This window comes from Dactylosporangium salmoneum (assembly GCF_039532525.1).
GTDB lineage: Bacteria > Actinomycetota > Actinomycetes > Mycobacteriales > Micromonosporaceae > Dactylosporangium > Dactylosporangium salmoneum.
This window is the reverse complement of record NZ_BAAARV010000074.1, coordinates 1-15,608: the sequence shown is the minus strand read 5'-3', so window position 1 is coordinate 15,608 and position 15,608 is coordinate 1. Positions and strand designations below refer to the sequence as shown.

At 76.9% G+C, this 15,608-nt stretch carries 11 protein-coding genes; 6 read left to right on the top strand and 5 right to left on the bottom strand.

What is annotated here, in order from left to right:
* Positions 1–57: 57 nt before the first annotated feature.
* Positions 58–996 carry a PfkB family carbohydrate kinase gene (locus ABD352_RS37700; RefSeq protein WP_344617348.1) on the top strand — a complete coding sequence of 313 codons (939 nt, stop codon included), beginning with the start codon at positions 58–60 and terminating at the stop codon, positions 994–996.
* Position 997: 1 nt separating this feature from the next.
* On the top strand, positions 998–1,801 hold the full coding sequence (gene surE / locus ABD352_RS37695) for a 5'/3'-nucleotidase SurE (RefSeq protein WP_344617347.1): 804 nt from the start codon (positions 998–1,000) through the stop codon (positions 1,799–1,801).
* A gap of 27 nt (positions 1,802–1,828) precedes the next feature.
* On the opposite strand, the gene ABD352_RS37690 is transcribed toward surE, so the two are convergent.
* The 4 genes from ABD352_RS37690 to ABD352_RS37675 are packed head-to-tail and all read right to left on the bottom strand — an operon-like array spanning position 1,829 to position 9,921.
* Positions 1,829–1,999: an MbtH family protein gene (locus ABD352_RS37690; RefSeq protein WP_344617346.1), complete on the bottom strand. Its 171-nt coding sequence runs from the start codon at positions 1,997–1,999 to the stop codon at positions 1,829–1,831.
* The gene (locus ABD352_RS37685; RefSeq protein ID WP_344617345.1) at positions 1,996–8,160 is read right to left on the bottom strand and encodes an amino acid adenylation domain-containing protein; all 6,165 of its coding nucleotides are present in this window, start codon (positions 8,158–8,160) and stop codon (positions 1,996–1,998) included. Before ABD352_RS37685 ends, ABD352_RS37690 begins: the two co-directional genes overlap by 4 nt.
* Positions 8,157–8,435: an acyl carrier protein gene (locus tag ABD352_RS37680; protein ID WP_344617344.1), complete on the bottom strand. Its 279-nt coding sequence runs from the start codon at positions 8,433–8,435 to the stop codon at positions 8,157–8,159. Before ABD352_RS37680 ends, ABD352_RS37685 begins: the two co-directional genes overlap by 4 nt.
* A gap of 1 nt (position 8,436) precedes the next feature.
* Entirely contained in the window at positions 8,437–9,921 is a 1,485-nt protein-coding gene (locus ABD352_RS37675) for a class I adenylate-forming enzyme family protein (RefSeq protein ID WP_344617343.1), read from the bottom strand.
* Positions 9,922–10,009: 88 nt separating this feature from the next.
* Here ABD352_RS37675 and ABD352_RS37670 point away from each other — a divergent pair, with 88 nt between their 5' ends.
* The 3 genes from ABD352_RS37670 to mshB are packed head-to-tail and all read left to right on the top strand — an operon-like array spanning position 10,010 to position 12,869.
* Positions 10,010–11,320, top strand: coding sequence for a condensation domain-containing protein (locus tag ABD352_RS37670; RefSeq protein WP_344617342.1), 1,311 nt, complete (start codon positions 10,010–10,012; stop codon positions 11,318–11,320).
* The gene (locus ABD352_RS37665; RefSeq protein WP_344617341.1) at positions 11,317–12,024 is read left to right on the top strand and encodes a tyrosine-protein phosphatase; all 708 of its coding nucleotides are present in this window, start codon (positions 11,317–11,319) and stop codon (positions 12,022–12,024) included. The genes ABD352_RS37670 and ABD352_RS37665 overlap by 4 nt, the downstream gene beginning before the upstream one ends.
* 14 nt (positions 12,025–12,038) lie before the next feature.
* Entirely contained in the window at positions 12,039–12,869 is an 831-nt protein-coding gene (gene mshB / locus ABD352_RS37660; protein ID WP_344617340.1) for an N-acetyl-1-D-myo-inositol-2-amino-2-deoxy-alpha-D-glucopyranoside deacetylase, read from the top strand.
* Here the strand turns inward: mshB and mshA are convergent.
* The gene (gene mshA / locus ABD352_RS37655; protein WP_344617339.1) at positions 12,815–14,095 is read right to left on the bottom strand and encodes a D-inositol-3-phosphate glycosyltransferase; all 1,281 of its coding nucleotides are present in this window, start codon (positions 14,093–14,095) and stop codon (positions 12,815–12,817) included. The genes mshB and mshA overlap by 55 nt on opposite strands.
* A gap of 291 nt (positions 14,096–14,386) precedes the next feature.
* Between mshA and ABD352_RS37650 the strand changes: the two genes are divergently transcribed.
* Positions 14,387–15,608: condensation domain-containing protein (locus tag ABD352_RS37650; RefSeq protein ID WP_344617338.1), on the top strand; the 1,222-nt coding region annotated here is incomplete at its 3' end.

Genomic DNA, 15,608 nt, shown 5'->3' with positions numbered 1-15,608 from the left:
CCGGAGTTGGCCGATCGGCCAGCGCTTGGGCCGGGCGACAGCGGGCATAACCGGGGTATGGGTGGGAGGGTGATGGTGTTCGCGCCGGCGCCGGTGCTCACGGTGACCGTCGAGAAGGTGGCCGGCCGCGACGAGCTGCACGTCCACGCCGGCGGGCAGGGCGTCTGGCAGGCGCGGATGGCCGCCTCGCTCGGCTGCCGGGTCGAGCTGTGCGCCGGCATCGCCGGGGAGATCGGCGACGTGCTGGAGGGGCTGCTCTGCCGTGCCGACCCGGCGATCACCCTGCACGCGGTCCGCTGCGCCGCCGGCAGCGGCTGGTACGTCCACGACCGCCGCGGCGGCGAGCGCGCCGAGATCGCCGCCGACTCCGGGGAGCCGCCGACCCGCCACGACATCGACGAGCTGTACAACACCGCGCTCATCGAGGGCATGCGCGCCGACGTCAGCATCCTCAGCGGCCCCGCCGACCATTCGCTGATCGACCCCGACGTGTACCGGCGGCTCGCGGCCGACCTCGGGTCCAACGGCGGCAAGGTGGTGGCCGACCTGTCCGGGGACCTGCTCGAGGCGGTGCTCGATGGCGGGGTCGCGGTCGTCAAGGTCAGCCACGAGGAGCTCATCGCCGACGGGCTGGCCGACGGCGACGACGAGGCGTCGCTCGTGCGCGCCGCCCGCCGGATGCGCGAGCGCGGGGCCGGCGCCGTGCTCGTCAGCCGGGCCGGGGACCCGGCCCTGGCGATGCTGGACGAGCGGGTGGTGTCGGTACGCCCGCCGAAGCTCGAGGTCGTCGACCATCGCGGCGCCGGGGACTCGATGAGCGCCGGCGTCGCCGCGGTGCTCGCCGCCGGGGGCGGCCTGGCGGCCGCGATCCGCACCGGCGCCGCCGCCGGCGCGCTCAACGTGACCCGCCACGGCCTGGGCACCGGGCACGGCGACGCCGTGCGCGAGCTGGCCGGCCGCACCAGAATCGAGACATTGACATGGTCGAGGAAGTGACATGCGAGTCCTGATCACCAACGACGACGGCATCAACGCGCCCGGCATCCGGGCGCTGGCCCGGGCGGTGCACTCGGCCGGGCACGACGTGACGGTCGCCGCGCCCCGGGCCGAGGCCAGCGGTATGAGCGCCGCCCTGACCGCGGTGACCGAGCGGGGGGAGCTGATGCTGGAGCCGTGTGACTTCGACGGGGTGGCCGCGGTCGCGGTGGCCGCCTCGCCCGGCTACATCGCGGTCCTCGCCGGCCTCGGCGCCTTCGGGCAGCGCCCCGACGTGGTGCTGTCCGGCATCAACCGGGGCGCCAACGCCGGCCACGCGATCCTGCACTCCGGCACCGTCGGCGCCGCGCTGACCGCCGCCAACGAGGGCATGTCGGCGCTGGCCGTGTCGCTGGACGTGCTCACCGCGGTGGACGCGTCGGCGGCCTCGGGCGGGGCGGCGATCGAGGCCCTGAACACGGCCGACGACGAGGCCCGCCACTGGGACACCGCGGCCGGCATCGCGGTCCGGCTGCTGCCCTGGCTGGCCGAGGCCCCGCCCGCCACCGTGCTCAACCTCAACGTGCCCGACCTCGTGGCCGACGAGCTGCGCGGCGTGTGCCGGGCCACCCTCGCCCCGTTCGGCCAGGTCCAGATGGCCATCGCCGAAAAGGGCGGGAGCTTCCTGCGTACCGCGGTGGAGCAGCACGACCGCGAACAGGTCCCCGGCTCCGACGTGTCGCTGCTGGCCGAGGGCTACGCCACGGTGACCGCGGTCTGCCCACCGGCCCAGTGCCCGGACGTGCAGCCGCCCACGGACAGGTAGGGCCCGCGATCAGGAGGACCCCGGGGATCAGCGCAGCGAGCGGGGCCGCATGTCGGTCCACACCGCCTCGATGTGCGCCAGGCACTCCTCCCGGGTGCCGGCGAACCCCTCGGCCCGCCAGCCGTCCGGCAGCTCCCGGCCGGTGGCCCAGATCGAGTACTGCTCCTCGTCGTTGACGACGACCACGGTGTCGCTCACGGTTGCTGCCCCATCTCCTCGTCCGCCTCGGCGAGCAGCCGGGCGGCCTCCTCGTCGCTGAGCCCGTCGAGCTCGGCGAGCAGCAGCGCCTCGACCGCCGCGGCGAAACCGCCAAGCGTCGGCTGCTCGAACAGGGTCCGGATCGGCACCGCCGCCTCGACGGCCGCGCCAACCCGGGCGGTCACCCGAAGCGCCGACAGCGAGTGCCCGCCCAGCGCGAAGAAGTCCTGCTCCGCGCCGGTCGGCGCGACGCCGAGCACGTCGCGCCAGACCTCGGCGACGAGCCGCTCCACGTCAGTGAGTGCCACCCGGGCCGCCGGCGCGGGGGCGGCGGCCGGCCGCTCGTGGCGGGCCGCCCGGCGGCGCAGCGCGTCCCGGTCGACCTTGCCGGTCACGGTGAGCGGGAGCCGGTCCACGGCGACGAACAGGCTCGGCACAAGGTGCGGCGGCAGGGCGGCCGCGGCGTGGCGGCGCATCTGCGCGTCGGTGACCTCGCCGACGACGAAGCCGACCAGGCGGTCGCCGTCGGCGATCACGGCCGCGTCGCCGACCGCCGGGTGCGCGGTCAGGCACGCCTCCACCTCGCCCGGCTCGACCCGGAAGCCACGGACCTTGACCTGGTCGTCGATCCGGCCGAGGAACTCCAGCTGCCCGTCGGCCCGCCAGCGGACCAGGTCGCCGGTGCGGTACCGCCGCGCGCCGGGCGGCCCGAGCGGGTCCGGCTCGAAGCGCTCCGCGGTCAGCGCCGGACGGCCCAGGTAGCCGCGGGCCACCCCGGCGCCGCCGATGGCCAGCTCGCCGGCGACGCCCGGGGGCACCGGACGGCCCGCCCGGTCGAGCACGGCGGCGCTGGTGCCGTCGATCGGCCGCCCGATCGGCGGCCGGTCCGCGGAGGCGTCGAGCAGCGCCGCGGTGGCGATGATGGTGGTCTCGGTCGGGCCGTAGGTGTTGAGCAGCGCCACCCGGTCGCCGAAGTGCTCCCGCCACCGGGCGACCGCGGCGGCGTGCGCCTGCTCGCCGCCCAGGATCACCAGCCGCAGCGCCTCCGGCCAGCGCACCTGGTCGATCAGGTCGACCAGCTGGTGCCAGTACGCCGTGGGCAGGTCCAGCACGGTGACCCGGGGGCCGGTGGCCAGGAAGTCGGGCAGCGTCCGGCCGCCGTCGGGCAGCAGCACCACGCCGGCGCCCGCGGCCAGGGCCGGGAAGATCTCCTCGGCGTGGGTGTCGAAGCTCAGCGAGGCGAACTGCACCACCCGGTCGTCCGGGCCCAGGCCGTACCGCCGCAGCATCCACGCCACCCGGGCGGCCAGCGCGGCGTGCTCCACCAGCACGCCCTTGGGGGTGCCGGTGGACCCGGACGTGTAGATCACGTAGGCGTCGGGGCCCGGCGTGCAGGGCACCGCCGGCGGGCCGGGGGCGGCCACGTCGACGAGCTGCACCCCGTCCGGCAGCAGCCCGGCGTGCGCGGCGTCGGTCACCACCGCGGTCGCGCCCGCGTCGGCCACCATGGCGGCCAGCCGATCGGGGGGATACGCCGGGTCGAGTGGCAGGTAGGCCGCGCCCGCGTGCCAGGCCGCGAGCAGCGCCACCACCATGCCGGGGGAGCGGCCCAGGCACACCCCGACGATCCGGTGCCCGCGCAGCCGGCCCGCCAGGCCCGCGGCCCGCTCGGCCAGCTCGGCATAGCTGGTCGTCTCGTCGCCGCAGACCAGCGCGGTGGCCTCCGGCGCGCGGCGCACGGTGTCGGCGAACAGCTGCGGCACCGGCCGCCGCCGGGCGGCGCCGCCGCTTCCCCAGCTCTCCAGCCGCCGCCGGTCGGCGCCGGTGAGCAGGGGCAGCGCGCCGATGCGCCGGTCGGGTCCGGCGACGACCTCGCGCAGCAGCAGCGCGAACCGCTCGGCGAGGGCGGCCACGGTGGCCGGCTCGAACAGGTCGCGGTCGTAGTCGAGCGTCAGCAGCAGCCCGCCCGGGGTGCGCCAGCCCTCCAGCATCAGGTCGAACTTGGCCTGCCCGTAGCCGGGGTCGAACAGCTCGAACGCCAGGTCGGCGAAGCGGTCCGGGGCGTCCTGCTCGTCCTGGGTGTGCAGGATCATCATGGTCTGGAACAGCGGGGTCCGGCTCGGGTCGCGCTGCACGCCGAGGTCGGCGAGCAGCTCCTCGTACGGCACGTCGCGGTGGCCGATCGCCTCGAGCACGGTGCGCCGGGTCCGCTCGAGCAGCTCGGCGAACGTCGGGTCGCCGGCGAGGTCGCCGCGGAACACGAGCGTGCGGGTGAAGTACCCGACGACCGGCTCGAACTCGACCAGGTCGCGGCCCGCCGCCGGGGAGCCGACCAGGACGTCGGTCTGGCCGGTGTGCCGGTCCAGCAGCACCTGGTAGGCGGCGAGCAGCACCATGAACAGGGTGGCGCCGCCGGACCGGCCGAGCCGCTCCAGCCCGTCGGTGACGTCGCCGGGCAGCTCGAAGACGTGGAAGCCGCCCCGGTGCGCGGGCTGGGCCGGGCGCGGGTGGTCGGTGGGCAGCTCCAGCACGGTCGGCGCGGCCAGCCGGGACCGCCAGTACGCCAGCTCCTCGCCGCCGAGCCGCCAGTACGCCGGGTCGATGTCGGCGTACTGCAGCACCGGCCCCGGCGGCCCCGGACGACCGGCGTACGCCTCGGCCAGCTCCCGGCGCAGCAGGTTCAGCGACCAGCCGTCGCCGGCGATGTGGTGCAGCACCAGGCAGCACACGTGATCGTCCTCGGCCAGCCGGAACAGCCGGATCCGCAGCGGCGCCGCGCCGGTCAGCTCGAACGGCGCGTTGACCAGCTCGGCCACCCGGGCCCGCGCCTCGTCCTCGCCGGCCACGGTGTCTACATCGGACAGTACGGGCCGGCCGTCCGGCTCCACCACGGCGACCGGCCCGTCGGCCGTCTCCGGGTACCGGGTGCGCAGCACCTCGTGCCGGCGGACCACCTCGGCGACGGCCCCGGCGAACGCCGCCACGTCCAGCGGGCCGCGCAGCCGCCACACGTTGTACATGTTGTACGCGGCGCTGTCCGGCTCCAGCCGGTGCATCAGCCACAGCCGGGCCTGCGCGGGCGAGAGCCGGGCCGGCTCGCCGGCCGCCCGGCGGGCCAGCGGCACGGTGCCGCCGGCGTGCCGCTCGGCCACCGCGGCGAAGCCGGCCACGGTCGGGTTGGCGAACAGCTCGGCGATCGGCACCCGGCCCAGGCGGGCCACCGCCTTGGCGGCCAGCAGCGAGTGGCCGCCGAGGGCGAAGAAGTCGTCGTCGGCGCCGACCCGGTCCACCCCGAGCACCTCGGCGAAGACCGCCGCCACCTGCCGCTGCGCCGGCGTGGCCGGCTCGGCGTGCGGGCGCGCCGGCCCGGCCGCGCGCGCGTCCACCGCCGGCAGGGCCTTGCGGTCCAGCTTGCCGTTCGGGGTCAGCGGCAGCTCGTCGAGCACCACCACGGTGCCGGGCACCATGTACGGCGGCAGCACGGCGGCCGCGTGCGCCGGCAGCTCGCCGGCCACCTCGGCCGGGCCGGCGACGTACGCCACCAGCGTCTCGTCGCGCACCACCACGGCGGCCGCGCGGACCAGCGGGTGCCGGCCGAGCACCGCCTCGATCTCGCCGAGCTCGATGCGGTGGCCGCGCAGCTTCACCTGGTTGTCGGTGCGGCCGAGGAACTCGACGCCGCCGTCGGGCAGGCGGCGCACCCGGTCGCCGGTGCGGTACATCCGGGCGCCGGGCGGCCCGGACGGGTCGGGCAGGAACCGCTCGGCGGTGAGCGCCGGGCGCCGCAGGTACCCGCGGGTGACCCCGTCGCCCGCGATGTACAGCTCGCCGGCCACGCCCACCGGCACCGGGAACAGCCGGTCGTCGAGCACGTGCAGCCGGGTGCCGGCGATCGGCCCGCCGATGGCGACCCGCCGCGGCCCGGGCGGCACCTCCCAGGTGGACGACCAGATGGTCGTCTCGGTCGGCCCGTACATGTTGACCAGCCGGGCGACCCGGCCGCGCAGCTCGGCGGCGAGCGGCACCGGCAGCGCCTCGCCGCCCACGAGCGCGGTGACGTGCGGCCCGGTGAAGCCGGCCTCGAGCAGCAGGCGCCAGCCGGACGGGGTGGCCTGCACGTGGTCGACCCCGCCGGCCTCGACGAGCTCCAGCAGCGCCGGGCCGTCGCGCAGCGCGGCGTCCGGGGCGAGCACCACCCGGCCGCCGCTGGTCAGCGGCAGCATCAGCTCCAGGGCGGAGATGTCGAACGACAGCGAGGTGAGCGCGAGCCACGTGGCGTCGCGCTGGTCGCCGAAGATGCCGGTCATCGCGGACAGGAAGGTGCCCAGCGCCCGGTGCGGCACCGCGACGCCCTTCGGCCGTCCGGTCGAGCCGGAGGTGTACAGCACGTAGGCGACATCCTCCGGATCGGTGTCGCGAGCCGGGGCGGCGTCGGCCGTGGCAGGAGCGTCGTCGACCAGCGCCACCCGGGCGGCGCCGAAGCGGCCGACGAGGGACCGCTCGGTCAGCACCACGTCGGCCCGGGAGTCCTCGGCGACCAGCGCGATGCGCTCCGGCGGGTACTCCGGGTCCAGCGGCAGGTAGGCCGCCCCCAGCCGCCAGGCGGCCAGCAGCGCGGCCACCAGGTCCGGCGAGCGGGGCAGGCACACGGCGACCAGCCCGCCGGGCGGGCACCGGCCCTCCAGCAGCGCGGCCAGCCGCCCGGCCCGCGCGGCCAGCTCGGCGTAGCTCACCGGGCGTCCGCACCAGACGATCGCGGTGGCGTCCGGCCGCTCGGCGACCCGTTCGGCGAACCGGGCGTAGGCGCCGGTGCGCGGCCGCGCCTCGCCGGTGTCGTTCCACCGGGCCAGCTCGGCGCCCTCCTGCGGGTCGAGCAGCGCCAGCTCGCCGATCCGGGCGCCGGGGCGGGCCAGCACGTCGGCCAGCAGGGTGCGGTAGCGGCGGGCCCACCGCCCTGCGGTGGCGTGGTCGAACAGGTCGCTGTCGTAGGCGAGCACCGCCTGCGCGTTGCCCGGCCGGCGGTACACGTCCAGGCTGACGTCGGTGCGGGCCTGGTCCAGGCCCTGGTCGAAGATGTCGGCCGGCAGCTCGCCCAGGCGTGGCCTGGTGTCGTGCTGGTGCAGCAGCATGAACATCGCCTGGTACAGCGGGGTGCGGCTGCGGTCGCCGCCGCCGCGCAGGCCGGACAGGACCCGCTCGTACGGCACGTCCGGATGGCCGAAGGCGCCCAGCACCCGGGCCCGGGTGGCCCGCAGCACCTCGCGGAAGGTCGGGTCACCGCCGAGGTCGGTGCGGATCACCACGGTGCCGGCGAAGTGGCCGACCACGGCGTCGTCCGGGTCCTCCCGGCCCAGCACCGGCGTGCCCACGCTGACGTCGTGCTGTCCGCTGTGCCGGGCCAGCAGCACCTGGAACGCCGCGAGCAGCACCGTGAACAGGGTGCACCGCTCGGCCCGGGCCAGCGCGTCCAGCTCGGACATCAGCCCGGCCGGCAGCTCGAACGCGTGCCGCCCGCCGCGGCCGGAGCGCACCGGGCGGCGGGGCCGGTCGGTGGGCAGCTCCAGCGCCGGGGCGCCGGCCAGCTCGCGCGTCCAGTACGCCACCGCGTCGTCGTCCGCCCCGGCCGGCCGCTCGGCGATCAGGTCCAGGTACGACGCGGCCACCGGGGGCAGCGGGTTGGGCTTGCCGCTGGTGGCGGCGGCGTACAGCTCGGACAGCTCCCGCAGCAGCACCTCCACCGACCAGCCGTCGGCGGCGATGTGGTGCACCACGATGCCGAGCAGGTGGTCGTCGTCGGCCAGCCGGATCAGCCCGGCCCGCAGCACCGGGCCGGTCACCAGGTCGAACGGCTGGTTGGCGCGGAGGCGCAGCAGGCCGCGGGCGGCCTCCACATCGGACGGTGCGGCCGGTTCCAGTCGCTGCAGGGGCGGGCGCTGGCGGTCGATCCACTGCACGGCCGTGCCGCGGTCGTCGCGGAACCGCACGCGCAGCATGTCGTGCCGCGCCATCAGCTCGTCCCAGGCCAGCTCCAGCGCGCCGGCGTCCAGCGGGCCGCTGATGCGCAGGGTGACCGGCACGTTGTAGGAGGCGTCGGCCGGGTCGAGCCGGTGCAGGAACCACAGCCGCTGCTGGCCGGGCGACAGCGGGTAGGTGCGGGTCATCGACCGGTGTCGCAGCGCTGCTCGGCGACGTGCCGGGCGACGGTGTCCAGGTCGGTCAGGAACCACGAGCCGGCGCCCGTGTCCACCCGGACGCCGAAGTCGGCCTCCAGGGCGTCCACGAACCGCACCAGCGCCAGCGAGTCGACGCCGAGGGCGGTGAACGAGCAGTCCGCGGCGGCGATCTGCTCCGGGGTCAGCTCGCCGTCGCAACAGGCCGCCAGCGCGCCGGCCAGCCGCTCGCGGAGATCTCCTTCGTCGCCCACGGGCACCTCCATGTCAGGTGAGCATCTGCAGTACGGCGCGCTTGTCGACCTTGCCGCCGGTGTTGCGGGGGAGGGCGTCGACCTGCACGACCCGCGCGGGTATCTCGTGCGCCGGCAGCCGCTCGGCGAGGAAGGCCCGCAGCAGTTCGGCGGTGAGCGGCCCGCGGGCCACCACCGCGGCGGCCAGGCGCTTGCCCAGCACCGGGTGCGGCACCCCTACCACGGCCGCCTCGACCACGTCCGGGTGCTGGTAGACCGCCTCCTCGACGCGCAGCGTGGAGATCTTGTGCGCGCCGGACTTCACCACGTCGCCGGCCCGGTCCACCAGGTACAGGTAGCCGTCGGCGTCCAGGTACCCGAGGTCGCCCATGCGCACCCAGCCGCCGTGGAAGACCCGCCCGCTGGCCTCGTCGTCGCCGTAGTAGGCCCGGGGCGCGGCGGGCGAGCGCAGCCAGACCTCGCCGGTCTCGCCGGCGGCGGCGACCCGCTCCGGCCCGCCCCCCTCGACCGCGACGCGCACCTGACCGCCGGCGAGCGCGCGGCCGACGCTGCCGGGGCGCTGCGGGTCGTACATCATCACGGTCTGCGCCGGCGCCGCCTCGGTCGAGGTGTAGTAGTTCACCAGCGACGCCCGCGGGAAGGCGGTCACCAGCCGGGACGCCACCTCGCCGGGCAGCGGCGCGGCGGCCGAGCCGAGCAGCAGCACGCTGGACAGGTCGTAGCGGTCCGGCACCGCCGCGGCGAGCAGCTCGATCGCCATCGCCGGCACCACGAACACGGTGCCCGCCGCGTACCGCTGGATCAGCTCGGCGAAGCGGGCGGGCGTGAACCGGGGCAGCGTCACCACGGTGGGCCGCGCGTCGAGGGCGGTGACGAGCATGAGCTGCGCCGCGTTGGTGCCGATCGGGAAGGCGTGCGCCAGATGTTCGGAGTGCGCGAACGGCCGGCGCCGCCCGCCGCAGCCGAACGTCAGGTTGGCGTGGGTGGCCGCGACGCCCTTGGGCCGGCCGGTGGTGCCCGACGTGTAGAGGATCTGCGCCAGATGGTCGGGGCGGACCTGCACCTCGGGCGCGGTGCCGCCGCTCGCCTCCAGCGCGGCGACCGTCGCCGTCCAGCCGGCGGACCAGCCCGGCTCGGCGCCGTCCTCGTGGAGCAGCCCGGCCGCGGCGCAGTCACCGAGCATCCGGTCCAGGTCGCCGGGCGGCGCGCCGGCCGGGACGGGCACCGCGACCGCGCCGGCCCGGTGCACGGCGCAGAACCCGACCGCGTAGTCGGCCCAGCCGGCGGCGCCGAACCGCAGCCCGATCCGGTCGCCGGGGCGCACGCCGCGGGCGGCCAGGCCGGCCGCGGCCGCCTCGGCGCGGGCCGCCCAGCCGGCGAAGGTGAGCGCGCCGACCCCGTCCACGACGAGCGCCATGCGGTCCGGCTCGGCGCTCGCGCGGTCGGCGAGGAGCCGCACGGTGGTGGCCAGGGCCGGCGGGACCCTCGCATCAGTCACGCTCGAACTTTGACAGATAGCGATGACATCCGGCAAGGACCGAACGATAATGCATCAAGAATCGACGAGCGGCTTGCGGAGGTTTGCATTGAGGACAGTCGAGCTGCGCGAGGGCGGCCTGACGCTCTCGCAGCAGGAGTGGGTCCAGTGGATCCCCGCCGACTCGCCGACGTCGTTCGAGGACAACATCTGGGGCGTACTGCCCGGCGGCGGGGTGCCGGTGGCGCAGGTGGCCGCCGCGGTGCGCGACGTCCTCGACCGCCACGAGGGCCTGCGGTCCATGGTGGACCGCGCCTGCCGCCTGCAGGTCGCCGAGCCCGTCGGCGAGCGCATCGACGAGGTCCTGCGCGTCGGCGACACCGATCCGCGCCGGGACGAGGGCTGGCGGCGCACCTGCTTCCGGGTCGGCGAGCAGTGGCCGATCCAGGTGGTGGTGCACGCGGTGGGCGGCGCGGCCCGCTCCGTCGGCGTGGTCGTCGACCACGTGGCGATCGACCCGTGGGGCCTCGCGGTGCTGCGCCGCGAGCTGGGGCAGGCGATCCGGGCCCGGGCCGCCGGCCGCTCGCCCTTCGCCGGCGCCGCGCCCGCGCAGCAGCCCCTGGACGTGGCCGCCGAGGAGGCCGGCCCGGCCGGACGGGCGTACCAGGCACGGGCCCGGGAGTACTGGCAGGGGCAGCTGGACCGGCTGGCCGCCGCGCTCGGCGACCGCCCGCCGGGAGTGCGGCCCGCGGCCAAGCCCGCCGCCGCGCGCGGGTTCCGCTCGGCGTGCCTGCTGTCCCGGCGGGCCGGCGCGGCGGCCAGTGCCGTCGCCGAGCGGACCGGGGTACCGGCGGCGGCGCTCTTCCTGCATGCCTTCGGCAGCGCGGTGTGCGCGGCGGAGGACGCCCCGGCGGCCGGGCTGTTCGCCATCTCCGCCAACCGGCTCACCGGCGCCGCGGCCGGCTCCGTCCGCAAGGCCACCATGACCATGCCGATCGTCGTGCCCGCGGCGGCGCCGGACCTCGCCGCGGCCCTGGCCGGCTGCGCCGCGCAGCAGCTGCACGGCCACCGCTACGCCAACGCCGACCCGGCGGTCACCGAGGCGATGTGCCGGGACACCCTCGGCGACCGGTACGAGACCGGCGTCGCCTACCCGCGGTTCAGCTACCTCACCGAGGCGTCGGGCAACGACACCGCGCCGGCCTGGGCGGCGGTCACCGAGGCGTTCGGCGACGCCGAGGACCCCGTCGTCACCTTCGGCCGGCCGCGGGACCTCGGCGCCCGGTACATGCTCACCGTCTCGCACGACCGCCGCGGCGCCATCCTGGACCTCGAGTGGAGCCAGGAGTCCGGCTGGGGCCCGCACGCCGAGGCCATGCTGCGCGGGATGGAGGCGTTCGTCGTGGGGCTGTCCACGTGAGCCGTGACCTCGAGTGGGACGGCTGCTACAACGTGCGCGACCTGGGCGGGCTGGCGGGCGCCGCCGGCGCGCGGACCCGCTGGGGCGCGGTGGTCCGCTGCGACACCCTCGACCGGCTCAGCGGGCGGGGCTGGGGGTCGGTCGCGGCGCACGGCGTGCGCACCGTCATCGACCTGCGCACGCCCGGCGAGCACCGGGTCGGGACCGGGTACCGCCCGGACTGGCTCACCGTGATCTCCCTGCCGCTGGACGACGACCCGGCCGACGCCGGCCTGCGCGAGTACTTCGGCACCCCGGTCTACCTGCGCTCGCTGCTGGAACGCCGGCCGCGGCGGTGCGCCGAGGTGCTCGCCGCGCTGGCCGCCGCGCCGGCCGGTGGCGTCGCCGTGCACTGCGTGGCCGGGCGCGACCGCACCGGCATCATCGCGCTGCTGCTGCTCGCCCTGGCCGGCGTCGACCCGCACGCGATCGCCGAGGACTACGAGCGCTCCGGCGAGCGGCTGCGGCCGCTCTACGCCGCGCTGGGCGAGGTCGACCGGGGCGGGCTCGCCCTGGGCCGCCTCGCCGCCGAGGGCTTCGACACCCGGCAGGCCCTGGTCGACCTGGCCGGCGGCCTGGACGTGGCCGCCTACCTGCGCGCGGCGGGGCTGTCCGCCGCCGACCTGGACACCCTTCGCGCCCGATTCATCGGTACGCCCGAGTGAGCAACGGAGCCGCCATGCCCCCGGCCATCCTGTTCGTGCACGCCCACCCCGACGACGAGTCCATCGGCACCGGCGCCACCATGGCCCGCTACGCGGCGACCGGCGCGCGGGTCACCCTCGTCACCTGCACCCGGGGCGAGGAGGGCGACATCGTCCCCGCCGAGCTGGCCGGGCTGGCCGCGGACCGGGACGGGCTCCTCGCGCCGCACCGGGTCGGTGAGCTGGACGCCGCCTGCGCCGCGCTGGGCGTCGCCGACCACCGGTTCCTCGGCGGCCCCGGCCGCTGGCGCGACTCGGGCATGCTCGGCTCGCCGGCCAACGACCATCCCCGCAGCTTCCTGCGGGCCGGCCTGGACGAGGCGTCCGCCGCGCTGGCCGGCGTGATCCGCGAGGTACGCCCGCAGGTGCTGGTCAGCTACGCGGCCGACGGCGGCTACGGGCACCCGGACCACGTGCAGGCGCACCGGGTGACCCGGGCCGCCTTCGAGCGCTGCGACCCGGCGTGGCGGCCGGCCCGGCTGTACGCCGTCGTCACGCCGGAGTCGGCGCTGGCGGGCGGGCGGACCCGGTCGGTGGCCCAGGGCGCCGGCACCCCGGACGCGGCGGTCACCACCCGGATCGACGCCGGCGGGTACCTGCCGGCCAAGCTGGCCGCGCTGCGCGCGCACCGGACCCAGCTGACCGTCGAGGGCACCGGCTTCGCGCTGTCCGACGGCGTGCCCCAGCCGGCGGGCGGCATCGAGCACTACGTGCGCCTCTTCGGCGGGCCGCTGCCGGTCGACCCGGACGGCTACGAGCGGGAGCTGTTCGCGCCGGCCGAGCTCGCGCCGGCGGAGCGGAGCTGACCCACCGCGTCGGCGTACACCTCGCGGAGCCGGTCGACGGTCTCGTCCCAGCCGAAGCCGGCGGCGTGGGCGAGCGCGCCGGCGCTCAGCCGGCGCAGCCGGTCGGGGTCGGCGACCAGCCGCCCGATCGCCCGGGCGTAGGCCGCCGGATCGCGCCCCTCCACCAGCACGCCCGAGACGCCGTCGCGGATCGCGGTGCGCAGCCCGCCGACGGCCGCGCCGACGACGGGCGTCCCGCACGCCTGCGCCTCGACCGCGACCAGGCCGAAGGTCTCCGCCCGGGACGGCATCACCACCACGGTCGCCGCCCGGTACCAGTCGGCCAGCTCGGCCTGCGGGCAGGGCGGCTCGAACCGTACCAGGCCGGCGACGCCGAGCCCGGCGGCCAGCTTGGTCAGCCGGTGCGGGTTGTCCCGCCCCGAGCCGCTCGGCCCGCCGACCACCACCACGCGCAGCCGGTCGGCCAGCCCGGGCCGCTCGCGGACCAGCGCCGCCGCCACGTGCAACAGCAGGTCGGGTGCCTTCAACGGCTGGACCCGCCCGGCGAACAGCAGCACCAGCGCGTCGGGCGGGATGCCGAACCGCCGGCGGGCCGCCGTGGCCGGGCCGGGCCGGAAGAGTGACAGGTCGGCGCCCGGGTGGACGGTGCACACCTGCGCCGGCCGCGCGCCGTACAGCCGGACCAGCTGGCGCGCCTCCTGCGCCGTGTTGGCGACCAGCCGGTCCGCCGCCGCCACGACCGCGGTCTCGCCGGCGATCTGCGGCTCCGGCGCGGGCGCGTCGCCGGGGGCGAGGCTCGCGTTCCTGGCCTTGCCCAGCGAGTGCATCGACTGCACCAGGGGCACGCCCCAGGCCCGCACCGCGGTGAGCGCGCCGGCCCCGGACAGCCAGTGGTGCCCGTGGACCACGTCGAAGCCGTCGCCGGTGGCGAGCAGCCCGGCGGTGAACTCGTCGAGCACGCCGGGCAGGTCGGCCTTGTCCATCTCGCCGAGCGGGCCGGCCACCACGTGCCGCACCACGACCCCCGGCGCCATCGCCACCACGCCCGGCGCTTCCGGCGCGGTGGCCCGGGTGAAGATCTCGACCTCGGTGCCGGCGGCGGCGAGCCGGCGGGCGACCTCCGCCACGTAGACGTTGAGGCCGCCGGCGTCGCCACTGCCCGGCTGGGCCAGCGGCGAGGTCAGGACGCTGACGATCGCGACGCGTCGCGGCGGGGCGAGCGGCACGGGCGGCTACCTCGGCTAGGCGGCGGGGAGACGGCGTGTGGCGGGACGTGCGGCGCTCGGTCAACGTACTCGACGGGTGTCGATCATGCAAGATTCTGCCGAATCCGGGACATGTTTCTTGCAGGAGTTGCAGCGGGAGTTTCACATGGTCGTTCAGGGCTTGCCGAATCGATGATTTTCGGTACTGTCACGCTGGCGACCCCGGACACCGCCCTTCCACCCGTCCCGGGAATTGCGAACTTTCCTTTCGTGAAGCGACCCGTCACGCCCACGACCTCGGAGGATTCGGCCATGCTCAATGCCTCGCCCCACCGGACCGCCACCGATGCGGAGGCGGGGCTGTGGCTCACCGAGCGCCTCGGCGGCGCCGGGGCGAACTACCACATGCCGCTGCCGGTGCGGCTGCGCGGCCCGCTCGACCGGGCCCGCCTGGCCGCCGCGTGCGACGCCGTGGTGGCCCGCCACCCCGCGCTCGCCGGCCGGTTCGAGGAGCGCGACGGCGCACCGGTCCGCCTCGACGCGCAGGCGCCGCGGCTCGAGGCCGGCGGCGACCCCGACGCCGCCATCCGGGAGCCCTTCGACCTGACGACCGGCCCGCTGTGCCGGTTCACGCTGCACGAGCAGGGCCCGGACGAGCACCTGCTGCTGGTGGTGGCGCACCATCTGGTCTTCGACGGGATGTCCAAGGACATCCTGCTGCGCGACCTGGCCGCGGCGTACCGGGGCGAGCCCCTCGACGCGCCGGCCGCCGGCGCGCAGGAACAGCCGCCGGCCGAGCCCGACACGGCCGCGGCGGAGGCGTTCTGGAAGGAGCGCGACGCCCGCCTCGACGAGGTCGTCCTCCTCGGCCGGACCATCGTCGCCCCGGCGCGCCCGGAGCCGGCCGGCTCGGCGACGGTCGACCTGTCCCGGGCGGCGGAGGCCCCCGACCGCGCCGCGGTGTCCCGGTTCGAGGCCACCCTGGCCGCGCTGCACGCGGTGCTGCGCGCGCACGGCAACCCGGACGCCGCGGTCGCCGTCGACATGTCCACAAGGGACGAAGCGACCGCGGACACCATCGGCCTGTTCGTCAACGAGCTGCCGGTGGCGGCCGGACCGGCGGACACCTTCCGCGACCTCGGCGAGCTGCTGCGCGAGGAGATGCGCGCGCTGCGCCCGTTCCGCCAGGTCCCGTACGCGCGGGCCGTCGGCGGCCTGCGCCCGCGCGCCGCGCTGGCGCCGGTGTCGCTGAGCTACCGGCGGCGCATCGCCCCGCCGTCCTTCGACGGGCTCGGCGCGGCGGTGGAGTGGGCCCCGTTCCTGGGCATGGTGCGCGGCGTCGCCCACCTGCTGGTCGTGGAGGGGCCCGACGGCACCGAGGCGCACCTGCGGCACAACACCCGGCTGCTGGACTCGGCAGGCGCGCGGGCGCTCGCCGACGCGCTGGCCCGCCTGCTGGCCGAGGCCGCGGACAACCCCGGCGCGCCGCTCGCCGCCGCCCGGCCCCCCGCGCCGCTCGCGGGCGCGGTCCCGC